This is a genomic window from Neobacillus sp. NPDC093182 (genome assembly GCF_044754045.1).
Map to the genome: position 1 here is coordinate 21877 of NZ_JBIVOI010000001.1, position 18502 is coordinate 40378.

General features: G+C 38.1%; 12 protein-coding genes. All 12 read right to left on the minus strand.

Annotated features, from left to right (window positions below):
* Positions 1-258: 258 nt before the first annotated feature.
* The 12 genes from ACIQAA_RS00130 to ACIQAA_RS00185 all read right to left on the minus strand — a co-directional run bounded on the left by ACIQAA_RS00130 (position 259) and on the right by ACIQAA_RS00185 (position 18422).
* On the minus strand, positions 259-5664 hold the full coding sequence (locus tag ACIQAA_RS00130) for a GH32 C-terminal domain-containing protein (protein ID WP_402613462.1): 5406 nt from the start codon (positions 5662-5664) through the stop codon (positions 259-261).
* 60 nt (positions 5665-5724) lie between these two features.
* Complete coding sequence (locus tag ACIQAA_RS00135; protein ID WP_402613464.1) at positions 5725-6342, minus strand: YesL family protein; 618 nt, start codon at positions 6340-6342, stop codon at positions 5725-5727.
* A 31-nt stretch (positions 6343-6373) separates the two neighbouring features.
* Positions 6374-7861 carry a glycoside hydrolase family 32 protein gene (locus tag ACIQAA_RS00140; RefSeq protein WP_402613466.1) on the minus strand — a complete coding sequence of 496 codons (1488 nt, stop codon included), beginning with the start codon at positions 7859-7861 and terminating at the stop codon, positions 6374-6376.
* Positions 7862-7882: 21 nt separating this feature from the next.
* Positions 7883-8869 carry a PfkB family carbohydrate kinase gene (locus tag ACIQAA_RS00145; RefSeq protein ID WP_402613468.1) on the minus strand — a complete coding sequence of 329 codons (987 nt, stop codon included), beginning with the start codon at positions 8867-8869 and terminating at the stop codon, positions 7883-7885.
* Between the two features lie 68 nt (positions 8870-8937).
* Positions 8938-10575: an ABC transporter substrate-binding protein gene (locus tag ACIQAA_RS00150; RefSeq protein WP_402613470.1), complete on the minus strand. Its 1638-nt coding sequence runs from the start codon at positions 10573-10575 to the stop codon at positions 8938-8940.
* 32 nt (positions 10576-10607) lie between these two features.
* A complete protein-coding gene (locus tag ACIQAA_RS00155) occupies positions 10608-11522 on the minus strand; it encodes a carbohydrate ABC transporter permease (RefSeq protein WP_179596606.1) in 915 nt (304 codons plus the stop codon).
* A 15-nt stretch (positions 11523-11537) separates the two neighbouring features.
* Positions 11538-12488 carry an ABC transporter permease gene (locus tag ACIQAA_RS00160; protein ID WP_402615533.1) on the minus strand — a complete coding sequence of 317 codons (951 nt, stop codon included), beginning with the start codon at positions 12486-12488 and terminating at the stop codon, positions 11538-11540.
* Positions 12489-12679: 191 nt separating this feature from the next.
* Entirely contained in the window at positions 12680-13654 is a 975-nt protein-coding gene (locus ACIQAA_RS00165) for a LacI family DNA-binding transcriptional regulator (protein ID WP_402613473.1), read from the minus strand.
* A gap of 134 nt (positions 13655-13788) precedes the next feature.
* Positions 13789-14601, minus strand: a complete 813-nt coding sequence (locus tag ACIQAA_RS00170; protein ID WP_402613475.1) for a Cof-type HAD-IIB family hydrolase — start codon at positions 14599-14601, stop codon at positions 13789-13791.
* 213 nt (positions 14602-14814) lie between these two features.
* Entirely contained in the window at positions 14815-15792 is a 978-nt protein-coding gene (locus tag ACIQAA_RS00175; protein ID WP_402613477.1) for an ABC transporter permease, read from the minus strand.
* On the minus strand, positions 15792-17351 hold the full coding sequence (locus ACIQAA_RS00180) for a sugar ABC transporter ATP-binding protein (RefSeq protein WP_402613479.1): 1560 nt from the start codon (positions 17349-17351) through the stop codon (positions 15792-15794). Before ACIQAA_RS00180 ends, ACIQAA_RS00175 begins: the two co-directional genes overlap by 1 nt.
* Before the next feature lie 102 nt (positions 17352-17453).
* Positions 17454-18422, minus strand: coding sequence for an ABC transporter substrate-binding protein (locus ACIQAA_RS00185; RefSeq protein ID WP_402613481.1), 969 nt, complete (start codon positions 18420-18422; stop codon positions 17454-17456).
* Positions 18423-18502: the final 80 nt, after the last annotated feature.

An 18502-nucleotide genomic window follows, 5' to 3' on the forward strand; every position in this document is an offset into this window, starting at 1 on the left:
GGACCTAGAACTTTATAAGTAATCCCCTTAGCCTTTTATTAGAATTTGTCGACAGCTTGAAATAAAAAGCCTCCAAATATTATTATTTGAAGGCTTTAAAAATATCAGATCTTTACTTTCGTTTACCCACAGTTAAGTTCAAAATGAGTATAAGATTGTGAAGATTATAAGATTGTAATTTAAATTAAAAATTTTATTTTTTGCAGGAAGAAAGTCAGAAAATGTTGTTAATACTGCTTAAGTCTTGAAGATTTCTACTTAAGGCTTTTCTTCAATTTGAACTGGAACATTTACATCATCTAAATTAATGTGGCCCCAACCACCAGTATGCTTATCAACTACTTGAATATATAGGTTTTTACCTTTATACTCTGATGCATCCCAAAAGACACGCCGATAGGATTCACCATTATGACCAGTGGCTTTCATTAGAATTTCATTTGTTTCTGCATTTACAAGTGCAACATAGAGAAGCTGCTCATCTGCCCCTCCGGAGGTTAAGAAATCAATTTGACCATCCCCCCCAAGAGTAAAGTTTTCAGATTTCAATACACCTGTAGCAGAATCACCACCATGATCAGGGTTAAAGCCCCATAAATGGTACCTATTTGGGTCTACCGATGTTGTTGCCTGCCCGAATGGACCACCCCAGCCCCAATCGATTTTATTTGTAACATGGTCATCAGTGAACGTATTTCCTTCCACAATGGTCCAGCCTGACAAATCACCAGTTTGAAAATCATGATTTGTTAATTCACCATGTGGAATTTCTTCATGTTCGGATTCATCCCCATAATACGCTGGGACGACGTTGTCACTATAAGCTGAGCCCATCTCATTTACTTTCATCGATACAATTTTAGCTGTTCCATTTTGACTCCACAGCTCGATTCCTAAAGCGTCCGCTCTCGTTGGATATGCTCTTGTGGTGATGCTTTTTTCGCCATTAGCATAGGCTTCAATCATGGATCTGTCTAAGAAGATATGAAGCTTTATATTTTCCCCGTCTAAAGAAAGGGTTCCGGCGCTGCTTGTTTTAGAGATGTCAGGATCTAAACTCATTTTAGAAGCATCTACACCAAATTGTTCGGATGATTCATCAAAATATAAGTTTACTTCTTCCGATGAATCAGAAGATTGACGTACTTTAATACCATACTTTTCATCCGAATTCGCTTTAATCTCAAGTGTAATTTCTAACATATCACCTTTGATACTCGCTAACCGCTTGTTCGCTTTTGAAATAGTCGAATTTCTAATATTTATAAGTTTTTCACCACGAAGTGACTCAAGTTCCTTAATCGGTTCAACTCCAAGCTCACCATTATCTAATAAAGACAATTCTAACGGTAAACCCGCGTTATGGGCCCATCCAGCATCATAATGCTGCCCATCCGTTCTTCGGTCTTGCGCAATGCTATAGAGAATAGAACGTCCTTGTTCATCAATCATCCCACTGGGTCCTGTAAAATGTTCACCGTAATCAAATAATTTGGGCTCTTCGTGATCCGGAATAAATTTATTGTTTACTTTGTCCCATGAACCAACCCAATGGAATACATATTTTACGTTATGTTCACTATAGCTTTTGAACCAAGGATTGATAAAGAAGGCATACTTTTGTTCACCATTTTCATCTTTTCCAATTGGAAGGAAGACCGGTAATTCCCATACATCACCTGTTTTCGGATAAGCCTTGGAATCTCCAGTAAAGAATGGACCAACATACTCCCAATTTTCCAAATCCTTTGATTTGTAAAGTAATGCTGACCCACCAACATTCTCGATACCGGAACCAACAATTTGATACCAAGTATCTCCGTCCTGCCAAACGAATGGATCACGGAATTGACCATACATCACTTTTCCTTCCTCTGCTGGTAAATCAGGCTGTTGGATTGTGACAGGTTTTTCGAGCATTTCCCATTTCTTGAGCATTGGATCTGTCACATCCACAGGCTTTGCTAAGCCTGTCATTTGATTCGGAGTCTTGCTATCATCTCCTGCGGTAAAAAATAATGCTGGTTCGCCATTTTTATCAAAAGTTGCCGAACCTGACCATACACCGTCTGGTGAAACTCCTGAAGGTGCTAAAGCAACAGGTGCATCTTCCCAATGAACCATGTCATCACTTACAGCGTGACCCCAATGGATTTGGTGCCAATATGGCCCCTGTGGATTATGCTGATAAAAAATATGATATTTTCCATTGAAATAAAATGGAGCATGTGGCTCGTTCATCCAATGACCTGGTGAAAGAAAATGATATTGTGGTCGATAACGATCTCCATCATACACACTTCGATCAAACGATAAATCCGGACTAGGCAATTGACGATTTTCAAAGCTGTCAATTACTTGAGTATAATTCGTTTTAATTTCTTCATCAGATAATGCTTTATTATAGATTTTTAATTCATCGATCATGCCGTTAAACATATTAGCCGTGAACGCGCTTATTACGGCAGCTGTATTGTGTTTACCTATTAAAAGATCGTTTTCAGAGGCGGTGATCGTTGCATTTCGTGGAGTATCCACTTCTCCTGCTAGTTCACCATTTAAAAACAACTTCATCTTTTTCGTGTCTTGATCAAAAGTGGCAACAATATAAGACCATTGATCTTTTTCAAGCACTTTATCTTCTCTGGCCCACACTTCTTTCCATTCTCCGTTTAGACCAGCTTGAAAGGACCATTTACCATGTCGGCCCATTCCTAAAATAAAGCCTTCCCCGCGTGCTTTGTTATGCTGATTAACGATAGCAGAAAGCTGACCTAAATCTCCCCATTCATAGGAACGAGGTGCTACCCAAGCTTCGATTGTAATGGCATCACTAGGCTGGGCAGATTTTTTTACAGCCTGCTTCATATAGGTAGAATACCCATCAAATAAAAGCGCATTATTGACCACCCCTTTCCTCCAAAGAGGATCGGTAGAAGGCTTATACTCTGCATCATTAAAGACATATTCAACCTTTAAATTCTCATTTTTGACTGTATCAAGAGCGGTATTCCCTTCTTTTTCGTCAAATTTCAAATGACTTAGAATTCCACGGCTTTTCACTTGAAAATCATCGAGGTTTAAATGGCCAAATCCTCCAGGATGTTGGTCAACTACTTTAATAAAGACCTGTTCCCCTAAATAGTCTGCCGCATTCCAAGTAACACGATTGTAAGCCTCAGATTCCGGTCCTGTCGCCTTAAATAACTCCTTACCATCCGAAGCACGGACGAGCGCAACATATAAGTCGTATTTTGTTCCGCCATCCATTTCATCTCCTCCTCCTAAAAGGAACGAGATTTCTCCATTACCCGATAAAGTAAAGGTGTTGGATGTTAGGCTTCCCGTTCTTCTATCCGTTTCTTCTGGGACGTCACCATGAAAGCCCCATAAATGATAATTTCCTTTATGTCCAAACGGAATTTGAGTGTCCCAATAGGTTAATTGATCAGTAACAGTTCCATCAAATGCATTTCCTTCCGCTGACCATCCTGTTAGATCTCCAGTTTCAAATCCTGGGTTTATTAGGTCGTCTGGAACTCTCTCATCTACATTGTAGACATGAAAATCATCGACATTAATATGGCCAAATCCTCCGGAGTGATAGTCGACAACTTTGATATAAAGAGCTTCACCAATATACTCTGAGGCATCCCAAGTTATTCTGCGATATTTTTCGGTATTTGCCCCCGTTGCCTTCATTAGTTCCTTGCCGGTGGCTGCATGAACAAGGGAAACATACAATGTATTAAGATCCTGTCCTCCGCCGACTAAGAAGTCAATGACCCCATTCCCCCCAAGGACAAAAGGAGATGACTTCATCATTCCTGTTCGTAAATCAGACTTGTCGTCGTTAGTCGCTCCTCGGAACCCCCACGCATGATAAGTACCATGGTGCTCAAACGGACCACCCCAAAATTCAGTAATATTAGAGACTGGTGCTCTAAACGCGGAGCCTGTAACGGTCCATCCGGATAAATCACCCGTTTCGAAATCAGGATTTTCGATTGTATTGGATAGGTTACCGACATCTACATCTTCTACATACCTAGTAAAATTTGCTTCTTTCAACGGATAATAGGAGAGCGAATTTATCGTTACTTCTCCGTCTTTTGCATATAACTCTATATTTTTACTGGATTCGCTTGGGAAGATTTGATTGGTAAATACGGTTGTACCCTCTTCAGCAAATACCTCGACAGATGAGCGGTCAACGAGAAGTTTCATATTCAAGATCCCATCTTTTACGGACAAGTTCGTCTGCTGGACAGAAGGGAAGCCTGGATGAAAATCTGTCTTACCTGACTGTCTTCGGTCTACAGCCAATTTGCCTTCTGCGATATTATAGGAAATCGTCGTAGCTTCATTGTCGCTTTTACGCACATGAAATCCTAATTCTTTTGCTGTTGTTTCATTAAGATTAAATTCCGCCTCAATCTCAAACATTTCAGCTTGAATATCATTTAATAGATTTTCAGAAGTGAATTTTTTATTCTCAATCTTTACTTCATTCGCTGTATCTCGTAAACTCGTTAATTCTTCGATTGGCTGTTGTTTTAAAAAGATCCCTTCCTCTTTCTGGACTAACGATAGCTCACGAGGAATGGTGGCAGAACCACGCCAGGTTGAAGTTGGAATTTGTCCAGCATATTGAGCAGGATTATTCATCCACCCAAGCCATATCCGGCGACCATCTTCTGGTTGGTTAACGGTATTGCTCCATGTTACAGCCGCGTAAAAATCAGCTCCGAAGTCTGCCCACTTTAATTCTTCCGTGGTTTCACCAGGAGTAAATGTAGTTCCATTAAAATCTCCAACATAGTAGTGCATACCGGTTCCACCAGTTGGTGTGGGATTAATACTTACTGTTAAAACCCATTTTGAGCCGGTTTGGTTTCGATTAGCGTCATATACTGGCAGCTCGAATAAATCCGGACATTCCCAAAGTCCTTGTTCCGCTGCTTTTGGATCGGAAAATTCACTTACTTTTTTCCAATCTAATAGATTACTAGATGAATAGAAATCAATTCGTTTCCCGCTCGTTATGACAAAGATCCATTGCTTGCTTTGCTCATGCCAAAAAACCTTTGGATCACGGAAAACACCTGACCCCCCACTGCTTGCCTTAAGATCATTAGGCATTGTTAGAACTGGATTTTGAGAAAGTGTTGTCCAAGTTCTGCCATTGTCCACACTATAAGTAGCGCTTACATGTTGGTTATCACCGCCAAGTTCACTTGTATAAAGTGCTACCATTGGTGGATTTTCTTTTGTCCCCAAACCAGAGGTATTTTGATAATCCACTACAGCACTGCCTGACCAAGCAAAACCATTTTCATCTGGATAGATCGCAATTGGGTAATGCTCCCAGTTTACTAAATCCTTACTAATGGCATGCCCCCAATACATCGGACCCCAAACTTTATCAGTGGGATTATGCTGATAAAATAAATGATATTCTCCGTTATAATATACCATTCCATTTGGATCATTCATCCAGTTTTTTATTGGTGAAAAATGATATCCTGGGCGATAGTTTTCGTTATTTTCCACCGGAAGTGTAGCAGCTTTAACACTTGTAAAATACGGTATAAACGATTGAATCGTCAATATAACAATAATAAACACATGGAGAAGTCTGTTCCCCTTTATGATTTGATACATGCCATCACCTTTTTTAGGAAAATTTTCATTACGTTTTGCTCTTTCCTGCTGTGCTGAGTATCACAAATCACGGTTAGATTTCTTCAGGTCAAGGATCTGATTAAACCATATTTGGCATAGGTAATAAACCGCGTAGGCTGTGAAACTACCGATGAATAAAATCGTAACTGGATAAAAATAGATTAGAGTGAAACACACTCCTACAATGACCAATAAAAGAATCGTTAAGACTGGATTCATAAGTGAGAAGAAAAAGGCATTCCGAATAATGAGTTTCCAGTTTAGTTGAAAATGGACCATAATCGGAAAAAGATAAATGGATAACGAACAGAACAACAAAATGCCAATAACTAAGATGATATAAAGAATAAGTTGAATAATCGAGGATTCTGGCTGAATGAGACGATAATCAAATAACAAGAAAATGCCGATCACAGTCCAAAGGACCGAAAGGATTGAACTTTGTTTAAAATTTTCCTTTAACATTACAAAGAAATGTTTAAACAAACCGTCCGTCTCGTTTTGAAAGATTCGTTTTCGAACAACACCAAACAAGGCTGCAGTAGCTGGGAAAAAGGTAATTAAGGGAAGCGAAGTAATGAACCATAAGAAATTTAATAGAACTAAGTCTACAACTGTATTCAATGTCTGAAATAATCTGCTATTAAAAATTTTCATTCTAGTATCCCCCAATTACCATTTCTCTTAATTACCGCCAAATTGATTTTAAAATATATAACTCTAACGAATGTAACTTAACTTCACCATTTTTCACAAAGAGTTCCATTTGTTTATTTTCTTCGTTTGGAAAGATTAGGTCGGTGATTACGGACTCTCCGTCATTTCCAAATAATTCTATTGAAGACCGATCAACAAAAATATGAAATTTTATCATTTTTTGAGATATAAGATTGCTATCATGTTTTCCTGCGAAGGAATCGTGGAAAGATGCCTCACCTGATTTTGTTCGATCTACAAAGAAACTTTTATTTTTAACATCATACCCAATGATCGTTTCTTCCTTGCTATTCTTACAAACCTTGAACCCAAATTCCGTTGCAGACCCTATTTGAAACTCCGCAATGATTTCGAATGTATTACTATTAACGTTGGATAGAAGATTTCCACCAGGTTTTACTGCTTCGTTTCGTAATGATACATTTTCAACCCGAAGACCTTGTAATTCACGAATCGGGCTTTGTACAAGACGAATACCTTCTTCAGTGGTCTTTAGTTCAAGGACTCTAGGAATCGTCATCGCACTTCGCCATTCTTTTGTGGGGGTTACATTTGCATAGCGCCAGTTACTCATCCAGCCAATATAAATCCTTCTCCCGTCTTCGGCTGGAACATCAGACCAACTAACTCCCGCATAATTATCACGCCCATGGTCAATCCATAATACGGTTTCAGGTGAGTTTTCATTTACAAACGAATGACCATCAAAATTACCAATAAAATATTGCGTTCTAGAGCCTTCCTGTAAGCTAGGATCATCACCTATACTGACAAATAACACCCACTTTTTCTGATTATCATCACCATCAACAGGTAGTTGAAATAGGTCGGGACACTCCCATACACCATCATGTGATCCATGTCCTTCACCAAACTCACTGGCAAACTCCCATGAAGTTAAATTTTTTGAAGTATAAATTCTAATGGTTTGGCCAGCTGCTAATACCATTACCCAACGATTGGTGTCACGGTGCCAGAACACCTTTGGATCACGAAAGTCTATTATAATTTCCTCTTGAAGAACAGGGTTTCCCACATATTTCGTCCATGTACGTCCATTATCTTTGCTAAAGGCAATACTCTGACGTTGTCTTGGACGATTAGAATCTGGATAAGTATCTGCATGTGTAAAGATTGCTACTAATCCTGATTTCCCATCAAAGAAGCCACTAGTGTCATTCCAATCGACGACGGCACTGCCAGAAAATATCATTCCATGCTCATCCGGTGCCAAACCGATTGGAAGGTGTTCCCAATGAACAAGATCTTTACTTACAGCATGTCCCCAATGCATTGGACCCCATGTAGTTCCATTTGGATGATATTGATAAAATAGATGATATTCTCCATTATAGAACACCATCCCATTTGGATCATTCATCCAATTACTCTCAGGTGAGAAGTGATATTGTGGACGATATTTTTCGAGATAATTCTGTTTTTCTATGACATTATTCATATAATTTCGTTCTTCCTTTCATTAATAGTCATTCCAAAATGAATAACTATTATTCTTTTTCAAAAAATCAACCAGTTGTTCCCTTGAAGGAATACTCGGGATTCCACCTTTCCCTTCTGTTGTAAGTGCTCCCATTGCATTTGCAAACGTAGCCATTTCTTCAAAATCAGCATGATTTAATAAATCTAAAGATTTATTCATAGTAAGTAGTTTATATAAGGCACCCCCAACGAAGGCATCTCCTGCTCCCGTTGTATCCACTACATTTGCTTTAAATCCTTCTTTGTTGCCATAAACATGCTTATTTCTATAAAAGCAGCCATTAGCTCCTAAGGTCACAAAGATCATAGATGTACCATATTGTTCCTGTAAAATATCTGTCCCTTTTAGCACATCACGATAACCTGTCAAAAATTCGAGTTCTTCCTCAGACAGTTTCACGATGTCTGCATACTCAAATCCCTTTTTTATTTGCTGCTTTGCCTCTTCAAGAGATTTCCATAACGGTATACGCAAATTAGGGTCATACGAAATCAATACTTTATGTTTTTTTGCAAATTCTAACGCAGTAATAGTTGCTGTCGCTGACGGCTCATTTGTTAATGATAATGAGCCAAAATGAAAAATCCGAGATTGTTTTATCGTCTCCTCATTGATTTCATTTTTATCCAGCAAAATATCCGCTCCAGGATTTCGGTAAAAACTAAAAGATCGGTCACCTTTCTCGTCTAAATGAACAAAGGCTAAGGTTGTATTTACCGTTTCAGAGAATAAGAGATTACTAGTATCAATGTTTTGTTCCTGCAGAACAGCCTTCAAAAAGTGACCAAATTGGTCATTGCCTACTTTCCCGATAAACGCCGTTTTCATATTTAATCGGGAGAGTACAACCAATACATTGGCTGGTGCTCCTCCAGGATTTGTTTCAAATAAGATATTTCCCTGATCAGAATGGCCTGTAGGTGTGAAATCAATTAATAATTCTCCTAAAGCCGTAACATCATACATATCTATCATCCTTTTTCTGCTTATCGAAAAGAAAAGCCAGACGGGTAGGAAGTCTGGCTATATAAGAATTATTGTTTGTTATAACGATCCAAGCCTTTTTGGTAAACATCCATTAATTTTTCAAGTCCCATATCGTTTAATTGCTTAACATACGCATCCCATTCTTTCTCAATTCCACCCTCTATCAACCATTGAGCTTCTTTTTGCTTCACAAATGTTTTGATTTCTGGCTCAATCGTGTTAATAATTTCAAGTTCCTCAGGGGTAAAGAAGATAGATGGATAGTTTTCTTGGACCATATGTGGTCTGTAATACTCATCTAGAATTGCTAATCTTTCTTTTGCTCTTGGCTCCATGTCTACCACACTGCCAAAGTGATCTTTCAAGACAACAAATGGACCACCTGGGGCAACCTTTTGACGCAATTCACCCATTGCAACGCCGGCAGGAAGCTCTTTATTTACTAACATACCATTTGCATCTTCCTCATAAATTTCACCGATTGGACCCCAGTTAATTTGAGCAGACATTTTTGGTTCATACAATTCATCCACCCAACGCATAGTTAGCTCAGGGTTTTTGTTCGCTGACGTAATAACGAAGGCATCTCTACCATACTCAGAATAATTTGAACGACCGATGACAATCTTGCCATCTTTACCCTTTAAAGGTGGTAAAACAACGTAATCTTTCACTCGATCTGTTCCCACTACTTCAGTATTTTCCCACCAGATGAAAGAGCCTAACGTTGGATCTTCTGTCTTCCCTTTTGCAAAAATTTGTTCCGTTTTTTGCGTTGCTACTTCAGGGTCAATTAAACCTTCTTTCACCCAGCCATTATAATAATTGATCGCTTCTTTAAATTCTGGCTGTACTGCTGCATAGATTACTTTTCCATCTCTCACGACGCGATGATCTGCTTCAAAAGATGAATCTGGCAAGCCAAATAATCCAATTAGGTCTCCCTCGTTACCGCACCAGCCGTTATACCAGAAAGTTAAACCAATTTCGTCTTGCTTTCCGTTACCGTTCGGATCCTTTTCTTTAAATGCTTTTAACACATCATGGTATTCTTCCAATGTTGTTGGCATTGCAAGACCAAGTTTATCTAACCAAACTTTATTAATAAACATAATGTTAGGCATTCCAACTAAATCCATTTCTTCCGCACGTGGTAAGGAATAAATATGTCCATCTGGTGCGGTTACAACTTTTTTCAAATCCGGTCTTTGCTCGAATAGCTTCTTTAAATTAGGTGCATATTTGTCGATTAAATCTTCTAGGGGTATAATAGTACCATTCTGACCATACTGTATGAGATCATGATCACTAAATCCTGACGCATAGAACGCATCTGGCAGGTCGCCACTTGCCAGCATTAAATTTTTCTTTTCTTGATATCCATCTCCAGGGATATTATTCCATTTAATCTTAACGTTCGTTGCTTCTTGAAGTTGATCAAAAATGACCATTTCTGAATAATCAGGTGCTAAGGCTGCCTTTGGTGAAACAATGTTTAACGTAACTTGCTTGTCAACAATCGGTAAACCTGTTTTATTAAAGGCAACCTTTTCTGCTTTTTTTGAGCCAGCTGACTCATTGTTAGTACATCCTGTTAAAGCGAGCGAAGCAGTTAAGCCCAGAACCAAAGCCATTGATATTTTCTTCTTGTTCTTCACCATTCTCTTCTTCATCGATTTAAGCATTTTGTTTCCCCCTCAATTTTATAAATTTTTTATTAACCTTTAATTCCGCCAATCATAACACCTTTAACAAAATACTTTTGGACAAAAGGATATACGATTAAGAGCGGAACAGAAGCAACAATAATTACACCATATTTAATCAATTCAGAAACTCTTTGTTTCGCTGCTAACGAATCTAGATCACTAATCATCATGGTTGATGCCTGATTTTGAATTAAGATATTTCGTAATATTAACTGCAGCGGATATAAGTTTTCATTATTCAAGTAGATTAGTGCATCAAAATAGGAATTCCAGTGGCCAACTGCATAGAATAACACCATTACGGCAACAATCGGTTTGGATAGTGGTAGGACAATCTTCGCGAAAAATTTCGCATCGGAGCATCCGTCCATTTTTGCCGCTTCTAATAGTTCATTTGGAATGCTTGTCTCAAAATAGGTTTTGGCTACAATCACATTCCAAACGGCTACTGCCTTTGGTAATATCAACGCCCACATGGTATTCAGCAAGCCTAAATTTTTTACTACTAAATAAGTAGGAATTAATCCTCCTGAGAAAAACATCGTCATCAGAAATAAGAACATGAACACGTTTCTTCCATATAAATCTTTTCGAGATAAGGCGTAAGCAGCCATTAAAGTGAATGCTACATTTACGAACGTACCAACAACCGTATAGATAATTGAGTTCTTATAACCGAGCCAAATCTTACTGTCTCTGAATATCCGTTCGTATCCTTCGAAAGTGATTTCCTTCGGCAGCAACCATACCTTCCCTTCGTAAATCATATTAGGATCACTAAAGGAGGCAATGACGATAAAATACAAAGGATACACTACCAATATTAAGATCATCGCGGTTAAGAAAACATTGATGATATCAAAGACCCTGTCTTCCTTCGATCTTCTAGTAATCTTCTTATTCTTCAAAGCTAGTAAACTCATAATCGTTGCACCCCCTTACCATAATCCTGTCCCTGATAATTTTTTCGCGAACTTATTTACCGCTATTAATAAAATTAAGTTTATCACTGCATTAAATAATCCTACTGCAGCAGCGAAGCTATATTGTGCTTGTTGTAACCCCATTTTGTATACATACGTTGGAATGATTTCTGCAGATGGCTGGTTCATAGGTGTTTGTAAAAGGTAGGCCTTCTCAAAGCCGATATTCATAATGCCGCCCACAGACAGGATTAATAAAATGACGGCCGTTGGCATAATGGCTGGTATATCAACATGAAAGATTCGCTGCCATTTATTTGCTCCATCCATTACTGCTGCTTCATGTAGTTCGGGGCTGACCCCTGCAAGTGCAGCCAGGTAAATAATCGCGGCCCATCCTGTTTCCTGCCAGACTCCGGATGCTATGTATAATGGTTTAAACCATTCTGGTTTTGCCATAAACGATATCGGATCTCCGCCAAATAACAGAATAATATTATTAATCAAACCGTTATTCGAAAAGAAAACAAAGATCATTCCTGCTAACACTACTACCGAGATAAAATGTGGTGCATATACGACCGTTTGAACAAAACGTTTGTATTTCTCGCTTCTAATTTGATTTAACATAAGTGCAAGGAATATCGGTAGCGGAAAACCAACGATTAATTGGACCACACTAAGTCCGAGTGTATTTTTAATCAGTGTCCAAAATTGAAAGGATTCAAAAAACCTTTCAAAATGTTTAAATCCTACCCACGGACTTCCCATAATCCCTTTTGTGGCTACAAAATCTTTAAATGCAATTAGAATGCCATACATTGGGAGGTAATGAAAAACAATAAAATAAATTAATGCGGGTAATAGAAATAAGTAGAGCTGGTAATTACTAAAAATCTTTTTAAACTTTAATCCTCTTTTTACTTTGGCATGTGAATCGATAACAGAATTTGCCTTCCTTGCCATTTCCATATCCTAGCCTCACTTTCACGTTTATTTTGTTATTTCTGCGCCTCTTATCATTTTTTGAAACGTTTCCAAATTGATATAAAAAAATTTGGTCTGTAATGTTATTCGCACATTTTATAAAAAGTACCCGCTCAATCTACAATCCTTACAAATTGAAACGTTTCCATTAAAGACCAAAATATAAAACCCTACGTCGTTTCTCCTCTTCTATACATGACAGGGATTCGATAAATCTCTTGCTCTAACAATTCACCCTCAATCTTTCTTAAGAGTAGTTTTACAGACATCCTTGCCATTTCTTCGACTGGCTGTCGAATCGTTGATAAAATAGGACGAAACAGTTTATTATCTTGAATACCATCATATCCGATTACTTTAACATCCTCTGGAGTTCGTAATCCATATAGCTTAGCTTTATCAATATATTTAGCAGCAAGTATATCAGTATTAGCAAATATTCCATTTACGTTCTGGTGGTGAGGCAGATTAAAGAAATTTTCAAAGAATGAATCGTCTTCATATACTTCATCATGTTCCTCATAGGTACTAAATTCGATCCCTTGTATCTTTGCCTCATCAATAAAACCTGACTTTCTTAGTAAAACTTCACTATAAGCTGAACTGGTTACTCCTAAGTAAGCTACTTTTGTAGCCCCTGCCTTCACTAGCTCCTGTAAAGCAATTCGACCGCCTGTATAGTTATCAGAAGTGACGCAAGTGATTTTTTTTCCCAAATGCCGGTCCAAGCTAATAATCGGAATATCTGTACTGACACTATCTTCTATATCATTATAGGTAATCCCTATAATACCGGCTACTTTATTCTGATTGAGCATATCTAAATAATAAAGCTCCTTGTCAGGCCTGCCACCACTATTGCAAAGCATCAATTTATAGCCTTCCCGATCCAGCTCATCTTCAATATAATAGGCAAGTTCCGAGAAAAATGGATGCCATATACTCGGAAGTAATAATGCAACCATTGTTGATTTTTGCATTTTAAAGTTTCTTGCTACTTCGTTTGGAATATAATTTAATTGTTTGATTGCTACATTTACTTTCTCACGTGTTTCGGACTTTACGGCTGGATGATTGTTGATGACTCGTGAAACAGTGCCAACTCCAACTCCCGCTAGTTCCGCAACATCTTTAATACTTGGCACTACCATACCTCCAGTAATAAAGTGATTTATTATTCTTATTTTGGAAACGTTTCACCATTTCCATAAACCTATAATATCACCATATTGGAAACGTTTCAACGTTTTTTTTTCAGAAAAATAAAATAAATTCCTTTTTATGATAGGATGTATTTTTTTAAAGCCTCTGCAACACCGTCCTGATCATTAGATAGTGTGATATCATCCGCAATTTCTTTAACTTGTATTGGTGCATTTCCCATAGCAATGCCAAGTCCAGCGAATTCAATCATATTAATATCATTATAGTTGTCGCCTATAGAAATAATCTCACTTCTTTGGATACCAAATTCTTTGCACAAAAATTCAATGCCAGAGGTCTTGGATGCGTGATTGGGCATAATTTCTAAATATGTAGATTTTGAGGGATAAATATTTAAATGAGTAGAAAGATATTTTTTCAGTTCTACATCCAATTTTTGTATTCTGTTATAATCAGCCATACATAAAATTTTATTTGCTCCCGTATTTTCTTGCTCCCATATTGAAAATAAATTTCTAAAATCAGTGATATTCGGAGTAATTTTTGTTATTTCACTCTCTTGTTTGGCCCATTCATCAAATTCTTCTATAAACCACTCATCATCCTTGTATAAACTAATATGGATGCCCAATTTTTTAACTATGGTATATACCATCTTAACCTTTGAAACAGGTATTGTAATGTTCAACTGCTGGTCACCATGATTCCAAATAAGAGCACCATTGTAACAAATAATCGGCTGTACAATATTTAGTTCTTTCTGTATAAACAGAATTCCTTTAGGCATTCTTGCCGAAACTAAGATGACCGGAATTTGTTTTTCATTTACGACTTTACGAATGACTTGTTTTGTGTGTTCCGTAATCTCATGCCTCGAATTCAATAAAGTTCCATCAATATCTAAACACACCATTTTGAACGTTTTCAAAAGAAAACCTCCTTGTTACTAACAGAATACGTTTAATCGGAAATTAATTCCCATGTTTACAAATACTTTATCATTAATCAATTCTCGGGTAATTTTTCAACTCTTTTTCTCATATCATAAAATCGCATCTTACATGTGAATCTCTCTCGTTTAGTTGAAATTTTAAGCCAGAAGGAGGCTCTTCTGGCTTTGTGTGTTTGAAGTTAATCTAAGTTATGTTCTGCTGCGTAATCTATCAAGTAATACGGCAATAACGATAACTATTCCTTTTACAACTTGTTGCCAGTAAAAATCAACGTTAAGCAAAGTCATTCCATTTGTTAATACAGCTACAATTAAAACCCCAATAATCGTACCTTGTATACGGCCACGTCCACCTACAAAACTAGTGCCCCCCAGAACAACAGCTGCTATCGCGTCCAGCTCAAATGCTATGCCTACCATGGGCTGCCCTGAAAACAAACGTCCTGCCATAACAACACCACTTATACCTGCAAGTAAGCCACTTATGGAATAAACATGGATCAATGTGCGATTAACCTTTATTCCTGTAAGATGCGCTGCTTCCTCATTACCACCAATCGCATAAACATGTCGTCCGAACATTGTGTATTTCAAAACGATGAACATTATGATATAAACAATTAACATGACATAAATAGGGGTAGGTATCCCAAGAATTTTACCTGCTCCGATGAACTTGAATTGCTCTGATGCCAAAACGACAGGATATCCCCCCGTTATAACATAGGCGAAACCTCTCAGGTAGGTCATACTACCAAGTGTCACGATAAAAGATGGCAGTTTGGGGACAGCAGTTAAAAAACCATTTATGGCCCCTGCTACATATCCAACTGCTGCACCTGCTAACATAGCCGCAACTGTAGGAATTCCAGCGTTTGAAAGTAATACAGAGATGACACCTGCCAACGCTAAGGTTGAGCCTACCGACAAATCAATGCCGCCTGTTAATATAACGAGGGTCATCCCAGCTGCTAGGATGGCAGTAATCGAGCTTTGCTTCAATACGTTCAAGATATTACTTGAATCCATAAAATTTGGTGCAAAAACCATCATAATGAGTATCAATAAAGCAAGAATGATTAACATGCCTAGCTGATTAAAAATCTTTTTTGAACGATCCTTGAACGAAACTACAATTGGACTAGACGTTTGTATGTTTGTATTCATCATTTAACCTCTCCAGTAGCATAGTACATAATTTTTTCTTGTGTCGCTTCATCACGAGACAATTCAGCTCTAAGTTTCCCCTCATGCATGACTAAAATCCGATCACTTACTCCTAGAACTTCGGGTAATTCAGACGAAATCATTAATACCGCAAGCCCTTGATCGGCTAGTTTACTGATAATTTTATGAATTTCTGTCTTCGCTCCTATGTCTACACCACGTGTCGGTTCGTCGAGGAGCAGCACTCTAGGACCGATAGATAGCCATTTAGCAATGACAACCTTTTGTTGATTCCCACCGCTAAGGCCCATTATGTTTTGTTCCTTTGAGGCCGTTCTTACACCTAATTCTTCAATATATCGGTCCGCATCCTGATTCATTTTCTTATACTGCAACAATTTAAATTTCCGATACGTTGGTAATTGTGCCATCAGAATATTTTCTTTTACAGATAAATTCGGTAATAACCCCTGCTCCTTCCTACTCTCAGGAACATGGGCAATGCCAAGTTTCATGGCTTCAATGGGACTTTTTATATGGACCTGCTGGCCATTCATGATGATTTGACCATTTGACAAATCGGATAAGCCAAAGATGGTTCTTATAAGCTCCGTCCTTCCGGCACCGACAAGGCCTGCTAAACCTACAATTTCACCAGGGTATAGTTTCAACGATATATCTTTCACAAACTTTTTGTCAGAGACACCTTTCAACTCAAGCACTGGTTTCCGTTCCTCAGGCCTAACCATACTATTGATTTTTTCTCTTACAAACAGCTCATTTAACTCTCTTCCTACCATAAGCCTTACTAAGTTCTTGGGATTTGTTTCTGATATCGGACCACTAGTAACCCACTGCCCGTCTCTAAGGACAGTAAAGCGATTTGAAATTTTAAATATTTCATCCATTCGATGTGAAATATATACGATCGCTACGCCTTTTCGCCTTAATTCTTCAATAATACCAAATAGCTTTTCTATTTCTTTATCCGTAAGGGAGGCTGTAGGTTCATCCATAATTAAAATCTCAGAGTTAAGGGATAAGGCACGGGCAATCTCAACCATTTGTTGTTGTGCTACACTTAGGGTAGATACATCCGCTCGAGGATCTAAAGTTGATCCGATTGATTTTAAAACATGCCCCGCCTTTTCATAGATTTCATTCCACTTGATTAGGCCAAACCTATTTTTCCTAAAGGTTGTACCCATCATAATATTCTCGCCAATGGACAAATTGGGTGATAGGCTTATCTCTTGGTGAATAACACTAATTCCCTTATTTCTAGCCTCCATTGGATTATTCCAATGCACTTCTTGACCTTTATATACAATCATGCCAGCATCAGGCTGATACACACCTGCCATGATCTTCATTAAGGTAGATTTCCCTGCACCATTCTCTCCCATTAGTGCATGAACTTCCCCTTTATAAAGTTCTATATTAACGTTTTGTAACACCTTAACACCGGAAAATTGTTTGTTTACTGCCTTCATACTCATGATAGGTGATCGTGTTTGTGATTGACGATTGGTATGTTCCTGTATTTGAGATACTGCCATTTATTCCACTCCCTAGGTCACTTTTTATGTGTTTTTTCTAGGATGTAAATATAGTGCTCTAGAAAGAGCACTATATATTAATACACCACTAAGGGGTATGGATTACCATCCCTTATAGGAATCAACATTTTCCTGAGTGATAAATTCAGTTGGAATAAGAACCTCTGACTCGACTTTCTCTCCATCAATGATTTTTAATGCCAAAGCGACACCATCGATCACCATCTGGTTAGGGAATTGTGCGGAAGTACCCGCAAAGCTTCCACCTTTTTTCAAAGCATCCACCGCTGCAGGTGCGCCGTCCACACTTACCACGAAGAATTCATCTTGTCTGCCTGCTTGTTCTTGAGCAATTTGTACTCCGGTAGCTTCTTCATCATTGATGGTAAAAACGGCATTGATTTCTTTATTTGCAGTAAGGATACCTTCCATTACCGTTAGTGCCTTTTCACGGTTTCCTTCACCGTTTTGTTTTGCAACAACCTTAATGTCTGGATATTTGCTAATCACTTCGTTAAAACCTTTTATTCGGTCTGTTACTGCAGAAACGGGAGGACCATCAATAATTACAATGTTACCCTTTCCATCAAGTTGCTTCACAAGGTACTCTGCCGCTAATCTACCTGCTTGAACGTTATCAGACATAACGACTGTGTCAATGCCACCCTCTGCAAAACCATCAAGAGCCACAACCGGAATGCCTGCTGATTTTGCTTGAGCAACCGCACCTGCGATACCAGCAGAATCAAATGGGCTCAACAAGATTAAATCAACTTTCTTTGTAATGAAATCTTCGATTTGTGCTGTTTGTTTCGCGAGGTCATGATCCGCACTTACCGTGATGACTTCCGCATCATACTTAGAAGCCACTTCTTTAGCACCTTTAGACATCGCTACGAAGAACGGATTACCTAATGTTGGAACAGTTAATCCAATTTTAAGTTTTTTATCAGTATCGTTATTTTTATCTTTATTATCAGAACCGGAAACGTTTTCATTATTGCCACATGCACTTAATAAGAATAAAGTGACAATTACTAGTACAATGCTAAAAATTTTTATATTTTTCATAGTGTGCAAACCCCCGAATAATAGTTAGTAAAAGATTTTTAAATAAGTCAATCCTTGTAAAAAAATCAGTTATGCTCTAC

What these genes read in the sequence shown, in the direction of transcription:
- ACIQAA_RS00130 (WP_402613462.1), bottom strand. Translation starts at nt 5,664, where the DNA reads ATGTATCAAATCATAAAGGGGAACAGACTTCTCCATGTGTTTATTATT.
- ACIQAA_RS00135 (WP_402613464.1), bottom strand. Translation starts at nt 6,342, where the DNA reads ATGAAAATTTTTAATAGCAGATTATTTCAGACATTGAATACAGTTGTA.
- ACIQAA_RS00140 (WP_402613466.1), bottom strand. Translation starts at nt 7,861, where the DNA reads ATGAATAATGTCATAGAAAAACAGAATTATCTCGAAAAATATCGTCCA.
- ACIQAA_RS00145 (WP_402613468.1), bottom strand. Translation starts at nt 8,869, where the DNA reads ATGTATGATGTTACGGCTTTAGGAGAATTATTAATTGATTTCACACCT.
- ACIQAA_RS00150 (WP_402613470.1), bottom strand. Translation starts at nt 10,575, where the DNA reads ATGCTTAAATCGATGAAGAAGAGAATGGTGAAGAACAAGAAGAAAATA.
- ACIQAA_RS00155 (WP_179596606.1), bottom strand. Translation starts at nt 11,522, where the DNA reads ATGAGTTTACTAGCTTTGAAGAATAAGAAGATTACTAGAAGATCGAAG.
- ACIQAA_RS00160 (WP_402615533.1), bottom strand. Translation starts at nt 12,488, where the DNA reads ATGGCAAGGAAGGCAAATTCTGTTATCGATTCACATGCCAAAGTAAAA.
- ACIQAA_RS00175 (WP_402613477.1), bottom strand. Translation starts at nt 15,792, where the DNA reads ATGAATACAAACATACAAACGTCTAGTCCAATTGTAGTTTCGTTCAAG.
- ACIQAA_RS00180 (WP_402613479.1), bottom strand. Translation starts at nt 17,351, where the DNA reads ATGGCAGTATCTCAAATACAGGAACATACCAATCGTCAATCACAAACA.
- ACIQAA_RS00185 (WP_402613481.1), bottom strand. Translation starts at nt 18,422, where the DNA reads ATGAAAAATATAAAAATTTTTAGCATTGTACTAGTAATTGTCACTTTA.